Annotated in this window: 14 protein-coding genes and 1 pseudogene; 9 read left to right on the top strand and 6 right to left on the bottom strand. The window is 72.2% G+C overall.

All coding sequences use genetic code 11. From position 1 onward, the window contains the following. Positions 1 to 5 precede the first annotated feature (5 nt). The 9 genes from mltG (at position 6) to GAK38_RS05700 (ending at position 8,525) form a co-directional block, all read left to right on the top strand. Positions 6 to 1,028: an endolytic transglycosylase MltG gene (mltG, locus tag GAK38_RS05740; protein ID WP_325342215.1), complete on the top strand. Its 1,023-nt coding sequence runs from the start codon at positions 6 to 8 to the stop codon at positions 1,026 to 1,028. Next, on the top strand, positions 1,025 to 1,675 hold the full coding sequence (gene tmk, locus GAK38_RS05735; protein ID WP_325342213.1) for a dTMP kinase: 651 nt from the start codon (positions 1,025 to 1,027) through the stop codon (positions 1,673 to 1,675). The genes mltG and tmk overlap by 4 nt, the downstream gene beginning before the upstream one ends. Further along, positions 1,672 to 2,688, top strand: a complete 1,017-nt coding sequence (locus tag GAK38_RS05730; protein ID WP_325342211.1) for a DNA polymerase III subunit delta' — start codon at positions 1,672 to 1,674, stop codon at positions 2,686 to 2,688. The genes tmk and GAK38_RS05730 overlap by 4 nt, the downstream gene beginning before the upstream one ends. Further along, positions 2,685 to 3,044 (top strand): PilZ domain-containing protein, encoded by a 360-nt coding sequence (locus GAK38_RS05725; RefSeq protein WP_325342209.1) that lies wholly within the window; start codon positions 2,685 to 2,687, stop codon positions 3,042 to 3,044. Before GAK38_RS05730 ends, GAK38_RS05725 begins: the two co-directional genes overlap by 4 nt. An 86-nt stretch (positions 3,045 to 3,130) precedes the next feature. Continuing rightward, entirely contained in the window at positions 3,131 to 3,922 is a 792-nt protein-coding gene (locus GAK38_RS05720; protein ID WP_325342207.1) for a TatD family hydrolase, read from the top strand. Then, entirely contained in the window at positions 3,919 to 4,638 is a 720-nt protein-coding gene (locus tag GAK38_RS05715) for an ankyrin repeat domain-containing protein (protein WP_325342205.1), read from the top strand. The genes GAK38_RS05720 and GAK38_RS05715 overlap by 4 nt, the downstream gene beginning before the upstream one ends. 66 nt (positions 4,639 to 4,704) lie before the next feature. Further along, positions 4,705 to 5,529, top strand: a complete 825-nt coding sequence (locus GAK38_RS05710; RefSeq protein ID WP_325342203.1) for a ferritin-like domain-containing protein — start codon at positions 4,705 to 4,707, stop codon at positions 5,527 to 5,529. A gap of 91 nt (positions 5,530 to 5,620) precedes the next feature. Next, positions 5,621 to 7,942 (top strand): penicillin-binding protein 1A, encoded by a 2,322-nt coding sequence (locus GAK38_RS05705; protein WP_325342201.1) that lies wholly within the window; start codon positions 5,621 to 5,623, stop codon positions 7,940 to 7,942. A 148-nt stretch (positions 7,943 to 8,090) separates the two neighbouring features. Beyond that, a complete protein-coding gene (locus GAK38_RS05700) occupies positions 8,091 to 8,525 on the top strand; it encodes a hypothetical protein (RefSeq protein ID WP_325342200.1) in 435 nt (144 codons plus the stop codon). A gap of 63 nt (positions 8,526 to 8,588) precedes the next feature. Here GAK38_RS05700 and GAK38_RS05695 read toward each other — a convergent pair whose 3' ends face one another. From GAK38_RS05695 to GAK38_RS05670, 6 genes and pseudogenes are all read right to left on the bottom strand, one after another. Continuing rightward, positions 8,589 to 9,347: a DUF2325 domain-containing protein gene (locus tag GAK38_RS05695; protein ID WP_325342198.1), complete on the bottom strand. Its 759-nt coding sequence runs from the start codon at positions 9,345 to 9,347 to the stop codon at positions 8,589 to 8,591. Between the two features lie 60 nt (positions 9,348 to 9,407). Further along, positions 9,408 to 11,897: a penicillin acylase family protein gene (locus GAK38_RS05690; RefSeq protein ID WP_325342196.1), complete on the bottom strand. Its 2,490-nt coding sequence runs from the start codon at positions 11,895 to 11,897 to the stop codon at positions 9,408 to 9,410. 4 nt (positions 11,898 to 11,901) lie between these two features. Further along, positions 11,902 to 13,332: an aldehyde dehydrogenase family protein gene (locus tag GAK38_RS05685; RefSeq protein ID WP_325342195.1), complete on the bottom strand. Its 1,431-nt coding sequence runs from the start codon at positions 13,330 to 13,332 to the stop codon at positions 11,902 to 11,904. Positions 13,333 to 13,428: 96 nt separating this feature from the next. Beyond that, a complete protein-coding gene (locus GAK38_RS05680) occupies positions 13,429 to 13,629 on the bottom strand; it encodes a hypothetical protein (RefSeq protein ID WP_325342193.1) in 201 nt (66 codons plus the stop codon). Beyond that, positions 13,626 to 13,958, bottom strand: a pseudogene (locus GAK38_RS05675) (PepSY domain-containing protein); the annotation flags it as partial. The pseudogene GAK38_RS05675 and the gene GAK38_RS05680, both read right to left, overlap by 4 nt. A 36-nt stretch (positions 13,959 to 13,994) precedes the next feature. Beyond that, positions 13,995 to 14,256, bottom strand: a 262-nt coding sequence (locus tag GAK38_RS05670; protein ID WP_291774508.1) for an IS3 family transposase, incomplete at its 5' end; no start/stop codon positions are given.

The following is a 14,256-nucleotide window of genomic DNA, read 5'->3' as shown; positions in this document are numbered from 1 at the left end:
AGGGTTTGCGGCGCTTTCTCGCTCGCCTTTTCATCCTTGCCGTCGTGCTCGCCATCGCCGCGGCCGGCGCGCTGTTCTGGTGGCTGCACCAGCCGCTGGCCCTGCCGTCGCCCGCCGTGGACCTGTCCATCGAACCCGGCACCACGCCGCGCGGCGTGGCCCGCGCGGTGGCTGCCGCCGGCGTGCGGGTCGATCCGCGCCTGCTCTATGCCTGGTTCCGCTTCTCGGGCCAGGACCGGTTGATCAAGGCCGGCAGCTACGAGCTGGAGACCGGCATCACGCCGCACCGCCTGCTGGCCAAGCTGGTGCGCGGCGACGAAGCCCAGCGCGCCGTGACCCTGGTCGAGGGCTGGAACTGGCGCCAGGTGCGCGAGGCGCTGGCCAAGGCGGAGCAGCTGCGCGCCGACACCCAGGGTCTGGACGATGCCCAGCTCATGGAAAGGCTCGGCCGCCCCGGGGTCGCACCCGAAGGCCGCTTCTTCCCCGATACCTACACCTATTCCAAGGGCTCGACCGACGTCGCGCTGCTGCAGCGCGCGCTGCGCGCGATGGACCGCCACCTCGACGCCGCCTGGGCGCTGCGCGCGGCCGACACGCCGCTGAAGTCGCCCGAGCAGCTGCTCACGCTGGCCAGCATCGTCGAGAAGGAAACAGGCCGCGCCGCCGACCGCGCCAAGGTGGCGGCCGTGTTCATCAACCGCCTGCGCATCAACATGCCGCTGCAGACCGACCCGACGGTGATCTACGGCATGGGCGCGGCCTTCGACGGCAACCTGCGCAAGAAGGACCTGCTGGCCGACACGCCCTGGAACACCTACACCCGCGCCGGCCTGCCGCCCACGCCGATCGCCATGCCGGGCAAGGCCGCGCTGCTGGCCGCGGCGCAGCCCGACAGGACCGACGCGCTCTATTTCGTCTCGCGCGGCGACGGCAGCAGCCATTTCAGCCCGACGCTCGACGACCACAACCGGGCGGTCAACCAGTACCAGCGCGGCGTCGCTCCACCGGCAGCGGCGGTGGCCCGATGAGCATTGGCCTCTTCATCAGCTTCGAAGGCATCGACGGCGCCGGCAAGACGACGCACATCGATGCCCTGTCGTCGGCGCTGGCCGCTGCCGGCCGCGCCGTCGTGCGCACCCGCGAGCCCGGCGGCACGCCGCTGGCCGAGACGCTGCGCGAACTGCTGCTGCACCAGAACATGGACGCGCTGACCGAGGCGCTGCTGGTCTTCGCCGCCCGGCGCGACCACATCCGCACCGTGATCGCGCCGGCGCTGGAGCGCGGCGACGTGGTGCTCTGCGACCGCTTCACCGACGCCACCTTCGCCTACCAAGGCGCGGGCCGCGGCTTCGATACCGGCGTGCTCGGCACGCTGGAGCGCTGGGTGCAGGCCGGGGAGGGCGGCGCCGCGCTGCTGCAGCCGGACCTGACGGTCTGGTTCGACCTGCCGGCCGAGACCGCCGCCGCCCGGCTGGCCGCGGCCCGCGTGGCAGACCGCTTCGAGGCCCAGCCCGTCGAATTCTTCCGCCGCGTGGCCGCCGGCTATGCCGCGCGCTGCGATTCCGCGCCGCAGCGCTTCGTCCGCATCGACGCGTCGCAGCCGCGTGGGGACGTCTGGACGGCCGTGCGCGCCGCCATCGTCGCCCGCAGCTGGCTGCCGGAGGCCGCGCCATGAACGCCGTGGTGAACGACGACGCGCCGCCGCCCTGGATCGCCCGGCAGCTCGAACACCTGCTGACCCGGCGCGGCCACGCCTGGCTGCTGCAAGGCCCATCCGGCCTGGGCCAGTACCGCCTGGGGCTGGAACTGGTCCGCGCCTGGCTCTGCGAAGCGCCCACGCCGCACGGCGCCTGCGGCCGCTGTGCCAGCTGCCATGCCATCGCCGTGCGCACCCATGCCGACCTGGCCGTGCTGATGCCCGAGACCGAGATGGTCGCCCGCGACTGGCCGCTGCCCGAGAAAGCCCAGGCCGAGATCGACGACAAGAAGCGCAAGGCCAGCCGCGAGATCCGCGTCGATGCCATGCGCGGCGTGGTCGAGTTCGCCCAGCGCACCGGCGCGCGCGGCCGCGGCAAGGCGGTGCTGGTCTATCCGGCCGAGCGCATGAACGCCATCACCGCCAACGCGCTGCTCAAGACGCTCGAAGAGCCGCCGGGCGATGTGCGCTTCGTACTGGCCAGCGAATCGGCCCACCAGCTGCTGCCCACCATCCGCAGCCGCTGCCTGTCGCACACCCTGGCCTGGCCCGATGCGGCCGAAGCCGTGCCCTGGCTGGTCGCCCACGGCGTACCGCAGGCCGACGCGCCGGCGCTGCTGCGCGCGGCCGGCGGCCGACCCGAGGACGCGCTCGCCTGGGTGCAGGACGGCCGCGACCTGCGGGGCTGGTCGCTGCTGCCCCGGGCGCTGGCGCGCGGCGACGGCGCGGGTCTGGCCCAGTGGGCGCCGGCGCAGATCGTCGATGCCCTGCAAAAGGTCTGCCACGACCTGCTGGCCGTGGCGAGCGGCGCGGCGCCGCGCTACTTTGCGCCGCAGGGCCTGCCGGCCCCGCCCGCCGTCGGCCCGCTGACCCAGTGGAGCCGGGAGCTGGCCAAGGCCGCGCGCACGGCCGACCACCCGTTCAACGCCGGACTCCTGCTGGAGGCCCTGGTGAGCCAGGCCCGAAACGTCCTAAACTCACGCGCATCATGAGCAGCCTCCCGTCCACGCCACGTCCCAGCGTCGTACAGCTCGCGATCAAGGAAAAGGCCGCGCTCTACGCCGCCTACATCCCGCTGTTCACCGAAGGCGGCATGTTCATCCCGACCACGCGCGACTACCGGCTCGGCGACGACATCTACGTGCTGCTGACGCTGCCCGAGGACCCGCAGCGCTACCCGGTGGCCGGCCGCGTCGCCTGGGTCACGCCGCCGCGCGCCGCCGGCAACCGCGCCCAGGGCGTGGGTATCCAGTTCCCCAAGGACGAGAAGTCGCACCTGCTGAAGATGAAGATCGAGCAGCTGCTGGGCAGCGCGCTGGCATCGGACCGGCCGACGCAGACGATCTAGCGCCTGCCGCACCCCAGATACCCCGGGGGTAATGGCCTGGATGCGCTGGCTGCCCGCCCACGACAGGCATATACCCCCCGACTAGCATGTTCACCGATTCCCACTGCCACCTCACCTACCCGGGCCTGGCCGAGCGCCTGCCCGAGGTCCGCCAGGCCATGGCCGACACCCGGGTGGACCGCGCGCTGTGCGTCTGCACCACGCTGGAAGAGTTCGGCAGCGTCCATGCGCTGGCGACCGGCGACGACGGCCTCTGGTGCTCGGTCGGCGTGCACCCGGACAACGAGGGCGTCGAGGAGCCGACGGTGGCCGGCTTGGTCGAGCGCGCCGCGCTGCCGCGCGTGGTCGCCATCGGCGAGACCGGCCTCGACTACTACGGCATGGAAGACCGCAAGGGCGGCCGCAGCATCGCCGACCTGGAGTGGCAGCGTGACCGCTTCCGCGTGCACATCCGCGCGGCGCGCGCGACCGGGCTGCCGCTCATCATCCACACCCGCAGCGCGTCCGACGACACCCTGGTCATCCTGCGGGAGGAGGGCGCGTCGCACGGCGTCTTCCACTGCTTCACCGAGACCGACGCGGTCGCCCGCGCGGCGCTGGACCGGGGTTTCTACATCTCGTTCTCGGGCATCCTGACCTTCAAGAACGCCGCGGCGCTGCGCGAGGTGGCGAAGTCCGTGCCCGACGACCGGCTGCTCATCGAGACCGACAGCCCCTACCTCGCCCCCGTGCCGTACCGCGGCAAGACCAACATGCCGGCCTACGTGCCCCATGTGGCGCGCCAGCTGGCCGAGCTGCGCGGCAGCACGGTCGAGGACATCGCAGCGCTGACCAGCCGCAACTTCGACCGGCTGTTCAGCCGGGCCGCCGCTGCATGAGGTCCGCCGGCCGCCGATCGCTTCTGGCGGCGCTGGCCGCGGCGCCGCTGCTGGCGCAGCCGCCCGCGCAGGCCGGCTCGTTCGACGACTTCTTCCAGGCCATCCGCCGCGACGACCCGCGTGCCATCACGGCGCTCATCCGGCGCGGCTTCGACCCCAACACCATCGACGAACAGGGCCGCAGCGGGCTGATCCTGGCTGTCCAGTCCGACTGCCTGCGCGCGGCCGACGCGCTGCTGGCCGCGCCCGGCATCCAGGTGGAAAGCCGCAACCGCGACGACGAAAGCCCGCTGATGCTCGCGGCCCTGCACGGCCACCTGGAACTGGTCAAGACGCTCATCGCCCGCGACGCCGACGTCAATAAGCCCGGCTGGGCGCCGCTGCACTACGCCGTCACCGGCGACCAGGCCGACCAGCTCGCCATCGCCCGGCTGCTGCTGGAGAACTACGCCTTCATCGACGCCCAGTCGCCCAACGGCACCACGCCGCTGATGATGGCCGCCACCTACGGCTCCGAAGGCGCGGTGCGGCTGCTGATCGAGGAGGGCGCCGATCCGCTGATAAGGAACCAGCAGGGCCTGACCGCGCTGGACTTCGCCCGCCGCAGCGACCGCCGCGACGTGATCGAAGCCATCGACCGGGCCACCCGCGATGCCGCGCGCAAGGCCGCGGCCGACAAGGCGAGGGCGGCCGCAGCCCTGCCGCCACCCCGTTAACCATCCTTCACGCCGGAACGCGCGTCCGACGGCCATACTGGATCGCTCATGAACGAAGGAGCCCACATGCCCGCTCACCAAGAAGCCGCGCACTGGACCATCGCCGACCTGGACTTCTCGCGCATCGACCTCGACGCGGTGCGCAACGACGAGACGCTGTTCTACCTGGCCTGTTCCGCCTCGTTCGTCGAGAGCGGCTCCGACATGTACACGCGCAACCTCATCGAGTACTTCCAGGGAGATGCCGAGGTCACGCAATGGCTGAGCGCGCACTGGGAGGCGGAAGAGCTGCAGCACGGCCAGGCGCTGCGGGCCTACGTACAGCACGTCTGGCCCGAATTCGACTGGGAGCCGGCATACCGGGACTTCCTGGCCGAGTACGCCGGCTACTGCAAGGTCGAGCTGCTGGCGCCCAGCCGGGCGCTCGAGATGTCGGCCCGCTGCGTGGTCGAGACCGGCACGGCCACGTACTACCGCGCGCTGGCCCGGGCCACGACCGAGCCGGTGTTCATCGACCTGGCCTTGCGCATCGCGGCCGACGAGGTCAGCCACTACAAGCATTTCTACCGGTTCTTCCGCCGCTACCGCGACCAGGAACGCGTCGGCCGCACCCGCGTCTTCGGCACCGTGGCACACCGCATCTGGGCGTTGCGCAGCGAGGATGCCGACTGCGCGCTGCGCCACATCGCCAGCCACCGCGACCCGGCCTGCGCCGGCGACAAGGCCTGGCTGCGCCGCCTGACCAGCCGCGTGAGCCGCACGGTCAGCCGCAACCTCAATCCCCAGTTCACGCTCAAGATGCTGATGCGACCGCTGGACCTGCCGCCACGGCTCGAATCGATGCTGCGGGTGCCGGTCGAGCAATTCATGCAGCGGCTGTTCCTGCGCTGAGGCGAGCGGATCGCCAGACTTGGCCGGTACTTTATACGATGTATATTATGTTAAATCACAAACCGACTGCCATCGCAGCACCCGCGGCCTGATGGCATTGCCCCGCCTGCGCACGCTGCTGGCAGCCCTTGCCGCGGCCATCGTCTCGACCGCTGTCCTGGTTCCGCTGGCCTTCTACCTGGCCATGCCGCCGCTGCCCGACGTGGCCGCGCTGGCCGACTACCGGCCGCGGCTGCCGATCCGTGTTTATTCGGCCGACCGCGTGCTGCTGGCCGAGTACGGCGAAAAGCGCAGCTACGTGCCCGTGTCCGGCATGCCCCGGGTCATGCGCGATGCCGTGCTGGCCGCCGAGGACGCGCGCTTCTTCGCGCACGGCGGCATGGACTGGCGGGGCCTCGCCCGGGCGGCGCTGGCCAATGTCGGCTCGGTCGGCAGCCAGGGCGCATCGACCATCACCATGCAGGTCGCGAAGAAATTCTACCTGTCATCGGAGAAAACCTTCCTGCGCAAGGCCTGCGAGGCGCTGCTGACGATGCGCATCGAGTCGCGGCTCAGCAAGGAGCAGATCCTCGACCTGTACATGAACCAGATCTTCCTCGGCCAGCGCGCCTTCGGCTTCGCCGCCGCGGCCGAGGTGTATTTCGGCAAGCCGCTGGCCCAGCTCAGCCTGGCCGAGGCGGCCATGCTGGCCGGCCTGCCCAAGGCGCCGTCGCGCTTTAACCCGATCGTGAACCCGGCCCGCGCCATGCTGCGCCAGCGCTACGTGCTCGGCCGCATGCTGGACAACGGCTTCATCACCCGCGCCGAATACGACGCGGCCAAGGCCGAGGTGCTGCACTACCGCTCGCAGGCCGAGGTGCCGCAGCATGCCCAGTACGCGGCCGAGCTGGCGCGGCAGGCGCTCTACGACCGCTTCGGCGACGAGGCCTCGTCGCGCGGCTTCGAGGTCGAGCTGACGCTCAAGGCCGACCAGCAGGAGGCGGCCTACCGCGCCCTGCGCCGCGGCATCCTCGACTACGAGCGCCGCCAGCCCTACCGCGGGCCCGAGGCGCGCGTGGCCCTGCCCGCGTCGGCGGCCGACCGGGCGGACGAGGCCGACGACCTGCTCGCGCCCTATCCCGACAACGACGAACTCCAGGCCGCCATCGTCACCGCCGCCTCGCCCCAGCGCGTGGAGGCCCTGCTGCGCACCGGCGATGCCATCGCGGTCACCGGCGACGGCCTGCGGCCGGTGGCCGGCGCGCTCGCCGCGGATGCGGCCAAGGACCTGCGCATCGAGCCCGGCGCAGTCGTGCGCGTGGTGCGCGACGGCGCCGGGCGCTGGACGGTCACCCAGCAGCCGCAGGTCGAGGGCGCCTTCGTGGCGCTCGACCCGGACAGCGGCGCCATCGCCAGCCTGGTCGGCGGCTTCGACTTCGACAAGAGCGCGTTCAACCACGCGACACAGGCCTGGCGCCAGCCGGGCTCCAGCATCAAGCCCTTCATCTACTCGGCCGCGCTGGAGAAAGGCTTCACGCCGATGACCGTGGTGGACGACGAGCCGCTGCACATCGTCGGCACCGGCAACGCGCCGGCCTGGGAGCCGCGCAACGCCGACGGCCGCTTCGACGGGCCGATTCCCGTGCACGAGGCGCTGGCCCGCTCGAAGAACCTGGTGGCCATCCGTGTGCTGCAGGCCATCGGCGTGCCCTATGCGCAGCAGTGGATCGGCCGCTTCGGCCTCGATCCCGACCGCCAGCCGCCCTACCTCACCCTGGCGCTGGGCGCCGGCTCGGTCACGCCGCTGCAGCTGGCCGCGGGCTATGCGGTGTTCGCCAACGGCGGCTACCGCGTGCCGCCGGTGCTGATCCGCCGCATCCGCGACGCGCGCGGGCAACTGCTGGCCGAAGTGCCGCTGCCCGACGCGCCGGCGCCCGGGCAGCGCGTGATCGACGCACGCAACGCCTTCGTGATGACGCAGATGCTCCAGGAGGTCACCCGTCCCGGCGGCTCCGCGCCAAGGGTGCAGAGCACGCTGCGCCGCACCGACGTGCAGGGCAAGACCGGCACGACGAACGACGCGGTCGACGCCTGGTTCGCCGGCTTCCAGCGGCACCTGGTGGCCGTCTCCTGGATCGGCTACGACACACCGCGTTCCCTGGGCCGCCACGAGAGCGGCGGCGGCGTGGCGCTACCGGTCTGGCTCGACTACATGGGCCAGGCGCTCAGGAAGGCGCCGGTCGACGAGCCGCCGCTGCCACCTGGCGTGGTGAACGTGGACGGCGCCTGGGCCTACGAGGAGTATGTTCCTGGAGCAGGCGGATCACGGGCGCCTGGAACGGATACTCCCGTGCATGCGGGCGCGCTCGGCCCGTCCGCCGATGCTCCGGACGCGGCCGAGCGCCGCAGCATCCTCGACCTGTTCCGCCGCTGACGCTGGAACACGATCATTGAAGGATGCCACCGCGACCCCGTGCGCCGCAGGGGCTTGCACGGGGCTTCACGCGATACCCCCTGCTGCATGACAATTCGGCCGTCGGCGCCCCGCGCGCCGCAACGCGAACGAGTGGAGGTGACGCACCATGTCGGCGCAGGAAATCTTCGAGCTGCAGCGCCTGGAGTACGTGCTCGACACGTCCGGCATTCAGGGTGCGCTGCGCTTTCTCAACGGCCGCACGCCGCACCGCTGCACCGCGATCTACCGGCTGCGCGGCCTGCAGCTCCAGAGCCTGTATCTCTTCGACCGCCTGGGCGAGCGGCATGCCCAGCACACCGTGTCCCGGCTGGACGACAGCTTCTGCCTGCATGCCGCGGGCAGCGGTCCGCCGCCTGCGGGCGAGCCCGCTCCGGGGTGGCCCGCGTCGTACTACAGCCTGCCGTTGTCGCGCCGGCCGGGCGACCTGTTCGGCACGCTGTGCCACTTCGACTACGAACCGCGCCTGGTGCTTCCGGACACCGAGCTTTCCTTCCTCCAGCGCGCGGCCCATGTGCTGGTGCCGCACCTGACGCTGCAGTGACCGGCCGGGGCCGCAGCGCCCTCGCCTCCCCCTCTTCCTGCGCCCCCGTTTCCTTTCGGCCCGCTATTCCTGCGGCGCCTGCGCCGTGGCCTGCAATTCGCGCGGGCCGCGCACCACCTGCACCGTCTGGGCCGGCTGGTCGAGCAGCACGCACTGCTTGCCGGTGCGCCGGCAATGGTCCTGCACGCGCCAGTAGGCGCCGTGGCTCAGGCAGCCGGTCTGGCAGATGACGAGGTCGGCGGCCTGCAGGCTGGCTTCGAGCGCGGCCGCGTCTTCGGTGCCGCCGTCCGCTGCTGCGTCGCCGCCGTCATGGCGCAGAAAGCGGCCGCCGGCGATCTCGACGAGCCGCTGGCTCAGCGCGGCCAGCCCCGGCTCGCGGCCGACGCAGAGCACGGCTTTTTCGCGCAGGCCGCCGGTGGGCGGCGCCGGTCGCGCGGCGGCGCGGGCCAGGCGCTCCTCGCGCAGCTGGCGCCCCAGGCGGTCGCGGCGCAGGCTGTGCAGCGCCTCCATCAGGCGCTCGACATGGGCCAGCAGTTCGACCCGGCGCGGCAGGCCCGGCACGGCCTGGCGCAGCGCGGCCAGTTCCTCCCGGGCGGCGGCGGCCGCCGTGCGCTGTGCGATGGCCTCGGCGCGGCTGCGGATCAGCGCGGCCTCCAGCCGCGCGACCTCGGCAGCCTGTGCATGGCGCAGCTGCATGCTGCGCTCCTGGGCCGCGGCGAGTTCACGGGCCAGCACGGCGTTCTCGCGCACCAGGGCGTCGAGCTGCAGGCGCAAGGCGCGTGCATCGTCGGTCGGCATCGGCGGGCGGTGGCGCAGTCGCATGGTCTCGGCTCCTTCGTTGTTCGTCGAACCGGCCGAGCATACCTCAGATGCGAATGGTTTCTATTTGTCCGGCATCAGGCGCAGGCTGTGGGCGATCTGCGCCGGCAGCCGCTGCAAAGGCCGGTAGCGGCCCTGCGCCCAGCCGTCTGCCATGTCGCGGTAGCGGTCGGAGAACGCCAGGCCCGACTGGCCGGTCGGGTAGACGAAGACCGACCGCTCCAGGTCGGCCAGGTCGTACACGGCGCGCAGCGATGCCGCATGCCGGCTGGCGAACGGCAGGCCGGCGCCCGTGGGCCAGTACTGCCCGACGTTGACGGTGAAGCCGTCGCCGCCCGAGGGTACGGCCACGTCGAACCAGCCGGCCAGCGCGGCCACGCTGCCGAACGGCCTGTGCACGCTCAGGGCCGGGTGGGCCGTGCCCCAGCGCCAGCGGGCCGGGTCGCTGCCGTAGTCGGCCTGCAGGCGGTCGAGCGCGCGGCCCAGGGCGGCCGACGACTGCGCGGCGCAGTCCGAGGGCGCGCACCACCAGGGGTCGCCGGGGTGCTCCAGCGCATATTCGAGCACGCCGCGGAAGTGGCGCTTGCCGTAGAGCGAGGCAAAGCGCTCCACCCCGAGCCGGGGCGCGACGATGCCGCGCGTGAGTTCGTCGGCCCAGGCGGCGAAGACCAGCGGCGCGGCGCTGTCGGCGGCCATGCGGCCGTCGAAGCTGTGCAGCAGGCGCTGGACCGCGGGCGCCAGCGGATGGGCCGATGCCGTGGCCCGCAGCGCCGGCAGCAGGCGCAGCGCGGCGTTGGAGCGCACGTCGTTCTGGATCGCCTCCATGCTGGCCATGTCGTGCCGGGGCGTGGCCTTCAACAGTTCGGCGATGCGGTCGTAGCGGTACGGCGGGTGCCAGTCCTGGCCGATGTAGTGGCGGTAGCCCGGCGGCGTGATGCGCTGGTTGGCGGTGGCGATCCAGCCGTCGGCGGCGCCGTCGCTTTCGGGCGTCTCGGCGTACGGGATCCAGCCCTGCCAGTCGTAGCGCGCGTCCCAGCCGGGCTGCGGCGCCACGCCGCGGATGTCGTTGTCGTCCCGGCGCACCGGCACGCGGCCGGCGGCCTTGTAGGCGATGCGGCCGTCGGCGTCGGCGGCGACCACGTTCTGCATCGGCGAGTGGTAGCCGGCGAAGGCCGCCAGCAGCTCGGGCACCGAGCGGGCGCGGTTGATGGCGAAGGCGGCGTCGGCCGTGCGGTTGTCGGCATCGAGCGCGGCCCAGCGCAGCGCCAGAACGTAGCGGCGTGTGTCGATCAGCCGCCCGTGCGCCGGCTGGGCGTCGCTGAGCACCGGGCCGTGGCGGGTGCCGCGCACCTGGATGGTCACGTCGGGCCGGCCCTTGACTCGGATGGTCTCGCTGCGCACCTCGAACGCCGCCCAGCCGTCGGGCGTGCGGTAGCGCGTGGCGTCGGCCGGGTCGATCTGCTCGATGTAGAGGTCCTGTACGTCGGGCGCAGTGTTGGTGAAGCCCCAGGCCGCGCGCGCCGTGCGGCCCAGCACCACGAAGGGCACGCCAGGCAGCGTGGCGCCGATCACGTCGAGCGGCGGCTGCGCCCTCCCCTGCGCGTCCGGCCCGGCCGGCGCCTGCAGGTGGGCCATGTACCAGATCGCGGGCGCCGACAGGCCCAGGTGCGGGTCGTTGGCCAGCAGCGGCCTGCCGCTGGCGGTGTGCGATCCGGCGACCACCCAGTTGTTGCTGCCGCGGCCGGCGTCGGAGCCGGCATCGGTGGCGAACTCGCGCGACCAGGCCGTCAGATGGTCGCCAGGCGTGGCGATACTCTGGGCAGGATCCTCCGCCAGCGCGCGCTTGTCGCCCGCGTGGAGGTAGATATCCAGGCCAGTATAAAAGCGGTGCAGGTCGGTGGCCGAGGCCGGCGGCTCGTCGGCATAGGGCGGGAACAGCTGCCAGAGTCGCTCGTTGTCCAGCACCTGGGCGGCCGACAGCCGCGCGAACTCGGTGCCCCAGTTGCCGCCCAGGTCCAGCGCCATCATCAGCAGCCAGCCGACGCTGTCCTCGGGCGTCCATTCGCCGGGACGGGCGCCCAGCAGCAGGAACTCCGGCGCCGGCGCCTGGCCGGCACTGCGGTGGAAGGCGTTGACGCCGTCCGCATAAGCCTGCAGCAGTTCGCGGGTGTGCGGGCTCAGCCCGGCCAGCTGGCGCCGCGCGGCCGGCACGATGCCCAGGGTGCGCAGCAGCCGGTCGGTGTCGAGCGTGGCCTCGCCCAGCAGTTCCGACAGCTCGCCGCGCAGCAGCCGGCGGTTGAACTCCAGCTGCCAGCCGCGCTCCTGCGCGTGGACGAAGCCGATGGCATAGGCGGCGTCGCGCTCCGACGCGGCCAGGATGTGGGTCACGTCGGCCGCGTCGCGCTCCACCGTCACCGGCGCATGCAGCCCCGGGGCGGCCAGCGTGCCGTCGAGCCTGGGGAAGCTGCGCTGCACGTAGACCGCGCAGGCGGCGCCGGCCAGCAGCGCAATGCCGAGCAGGCCCACGGCGGCACGGGCGAACAGGCGCGCCACGGCTTTATTCGGGCAGCAGCAGCGCCTTGTATTCGAGGTATTCCCCGAGCCCGTAGACGCCGGCCTCGCGGCCGTTGCCCGACTGGCGGTAGCCGCCGAACGGCGCGCGCGGGTTGAACGCGCCGCCGTTCACATGGACCTGGCCGGTGCGGATGCGCCGCGCCACGGCCTGGCCTTTTTCCACGCTGCCGGCCCAGACGCCGCCGCCCAGGCCGTAGATGCTGTCGTTGGCCAGGCGCACGCCCTCCTCCTCGCCGCGGTAGGTGATGACCACCAGCACCGGGCCGAAGATTTCCTCGCGCGCCAGCGTGTCGCCCGGCTGCACGCGCAGCACGACGGGCTGGACGAAGTAGCCGCCCTCGCCCGTTTGCTGCTGGCGCGCATCGCCGGCGATGACCTCGGCGCCCTCCTCCAGACCCCGGGCCAGCCAGCCGAGCACGCGGTCGCGCTGCACCGCGCTGGCCAGCGGGCCCAGGCGGCTGCCCTCGTCCAGGCTCGGGCCGACCGCGTACTTCGCCAGCTCGGCGCGGATCAATTCGCGCGCCTCGTCATACCGCTCCTCGGGCAGCAGCAGCCGCGTGTGGGCCGAGCAGGTCTGGCCGCTGTTGAACAGGCCGGCCGCCAGCGATCCCTTGATGGCCGCGGGCAGGTCGGCATCCGGCAGGACGAGGCTGGCCGACTTGCCGCCGAGTTCGAGCGCCACGCGCTTGACCGTCTGGGACGCCAGTTCGGCCACGCGCCGGCCGGCCCGGGTCGAACCGGTGAAGCTGACGGCGTCGACCAGCGGATGGCTCGCCAGCACCTCGCCCACCTCGGCGCCGCGGCCGTGGACCAGGTTGAACACGCCGGGCGGCAGGCCGGCCGCCTCGATCACCTCGGCCAGGACCACGGCGTCGAGCGGCGCAACCTCGCTGGGCTTGAGCACCACGGTGGCGCCCGCGGCCAGCGCCGGCGCGACCTTGAGCGTCGCCTGGCTCAGCGGATAGTTCCACGGCGTGATCGCGCCGACCACGCCGACCGGCTCGCGCACGACCAGGGCATTGCCCTCGCGCCGCTCCCACGTGAACGTGCGGGCCAGCTCGGCATAGTGCTTCCAGTGGCCGATCGGCCCGGCCATCTGGGCGCCGCGCGACTGCGGCAGCGGCATGCCGACTTCGCGCGAGATCAGCCGGGCCAGTTCGCCGGCCCGCGCCTCCAGGCCGATGGCGATGCGGTCGAGGTACGCAGCGCGCACGGCCGGCTGCAGCGCGGCCCAGCCGTCGAAGGCCGCATGAGCGGCCTGCACCGCGCGCCCGGCCTCGGCGGCCGTGCCGGCGGGCACCGCGCCGATCACCGCGCCGGTGTTGGAGTCGTGCACCGCCAGCCGTTCGGCCGAGGCGGCGGCGACCCATTCGCCGTCGATGTAGTGCGTGTCGTGCGTCTTTTCTACCGTCATCGCGTGCTCTCCCGAGGAACGTCCGCCATCCGTGAATGAAGAAGCCTTTCGGCATATATATCCGCCGGCGGGCGAAAAGATCATACGGGACGGCGGTCAGGCCCGCGGCCGGGGCGGTCGCCGCAGGCTGCAGCGCAGGCCGACGCCGACAGGAACGGCCATTGCCAGCCAGGCCGCGCCGTGCCAGACGCCGGTGCCGAGCAGGGCTGCGACCAGTCCAAAGGCGGTCAGCACGGCCAGCAGCAGGGGCATGCCCCACACGAAGCGCAGCGAGCCGGGTGAAGCGAAAGACCTCATGGCTTCGCCCCCGAGCCGAAGCGGGATGCGGCAGGCGGCATGCCGGAGCGGCCCCCGGCGAGCTTCGCCACGCGCTCCTGGCTGTGCCTGCGCCGCGCGAACCACAGGTACAGCCCGCTGCCCAGCACCACGATGGTGAGCGCATCCAGCGCCGCCCACAGCACCTTCAGCGGCAGCCCGCCGTAGTCGCCGAAGTGCAGCGGCCGCGAGAGCTCCAGCACGCGCAGGTACCACGGCATCTCCAGCACCTTGGTCAGCGCGCCCGAGCGGGCATCGACCAGCACCGCCGACGATAGCCTGCTGGTCAGTGGCGTGTTGCCGTTGGCCCAGAACCATGATCTTGCCCCTGATTTACGGACACCTATCTAAGCGACATTGGCCAGCTCGTACTGCTCTGGGCTGAGGTAGCCCAGGGTCGAGTGCAGCCGGATCCGATTGTAGTCAACCTCAATGTAGTCAAACACATGAGCCTTGGCCTGCTCCCGTGTGGCGAGGTGTTCACCATGGATGGCCTCGACCTTCAGACTGTGGTTCCAACTCTCCATTGCTGCGTTGTCGTAGCAGTTGCCTCTGGCACTCATGCTGGCGATCAAAGCGTATTGCTCCAACAGGGCGCGGTGCTCGCGC

The organism is Xylophilus sp., from assembly GCA_009914555.1.
Taxonomy (GTDB): Bacteria; Pseudomonadota; Gammaproteobacteria; order Burkholderiales; family Burkholderiaceae_C; genus WNDY01.
The sequence above is the reverse complement of the archived record's forward strand: the minus strand, read 5'-3'. Positions and strand labels throughout refer to the sequence as shown.

What these genes read in the sequence shown, in the direction of transcription:
- GAK38_RS05705 (WP_325342201.1), top strand. Translation starts at nt 5,621, where the DNA reads ATGGCATTGCCCCGCCTGCGCACGCTGCTGGCAGCCCTTGCCGCGGCC.
- GAK38_RS05725 (WP_325342209.1), top strand. Translation starts at nt 2,685, where the DNA reads ATGAGCAGCCTCCCGTCCACGCCACGTCCCAGCGTCGTACAGCTCGCG.
- GAK38_RS05680 (WP_325342193.1), bottom strand. Translation starts at nt 13,629, where the DNA reads ATGAGGTCTTTCGCTTCACCCGGCTCGCTGCGCTTCGTGTGGGGCATG.
- GAK38_RS05730 (WP_325342211.1), top strand. Translation starts at nt 1,672, where the DNA reads ATGAACGCCGTGGTGAACGACGACGCGCCGCCGCCCTGGATCGCCCGG.
- GAK38_RS05695 (WP_325342198.1), bottom strand. Translation starts at nt 9,347, where the DNA reads ATGCGACTGCGCCACCGCCCGCCGATGCCGACCGACGATGCACGCGCC.
- GAK38_RS05720 (WP_325342207.1), top strand. Translation starts at nt 3,131, where the DNA reads ATGTTCACCGATTCCCACTGCCACCTCACCTACCCGGGCCTGGCCGAG.
- GAK38_RS05710 (WP_325342203.1), top strand. Translation starts at nt 4,705, where the DNA reads ATGCCCGCTCACCAAGAAGCCGCGCACTGGACCATCGCCGACCTGGAC.
- GAK38_RS05685 (WP_325342195.1), bottom strand. Translation starts at nt 13,332, where the DNA reads ATGACGGTAGAAAAGACGCACGACACGCACTACATCGACGGCGAATGG.
- GAK38_RS05700 (WP_325342200.1), top strand. Translation starts at nt 8,091, where the DNA reads ATGTCGGCGCAGGAAATCTTCGAGCTGCAGCGCCTGGAGTACGTGCTC.
- GAK38_RS05715 (WP_325342205.1), top strand. Translation starts at nt 3,919, where the DNA reads ATGAGGTCCGCCGGCCGCCGATCGCTTCTGGCGGCGCTGGCCGCGGCG.
- tmk (WP_325342213.1), top strand. Translation starts at nt 1,025, where the DNA reads ATGAGCATTGGCCTCTTCATCAGCTTCGAAGGCATCGACGGCGCCGGC.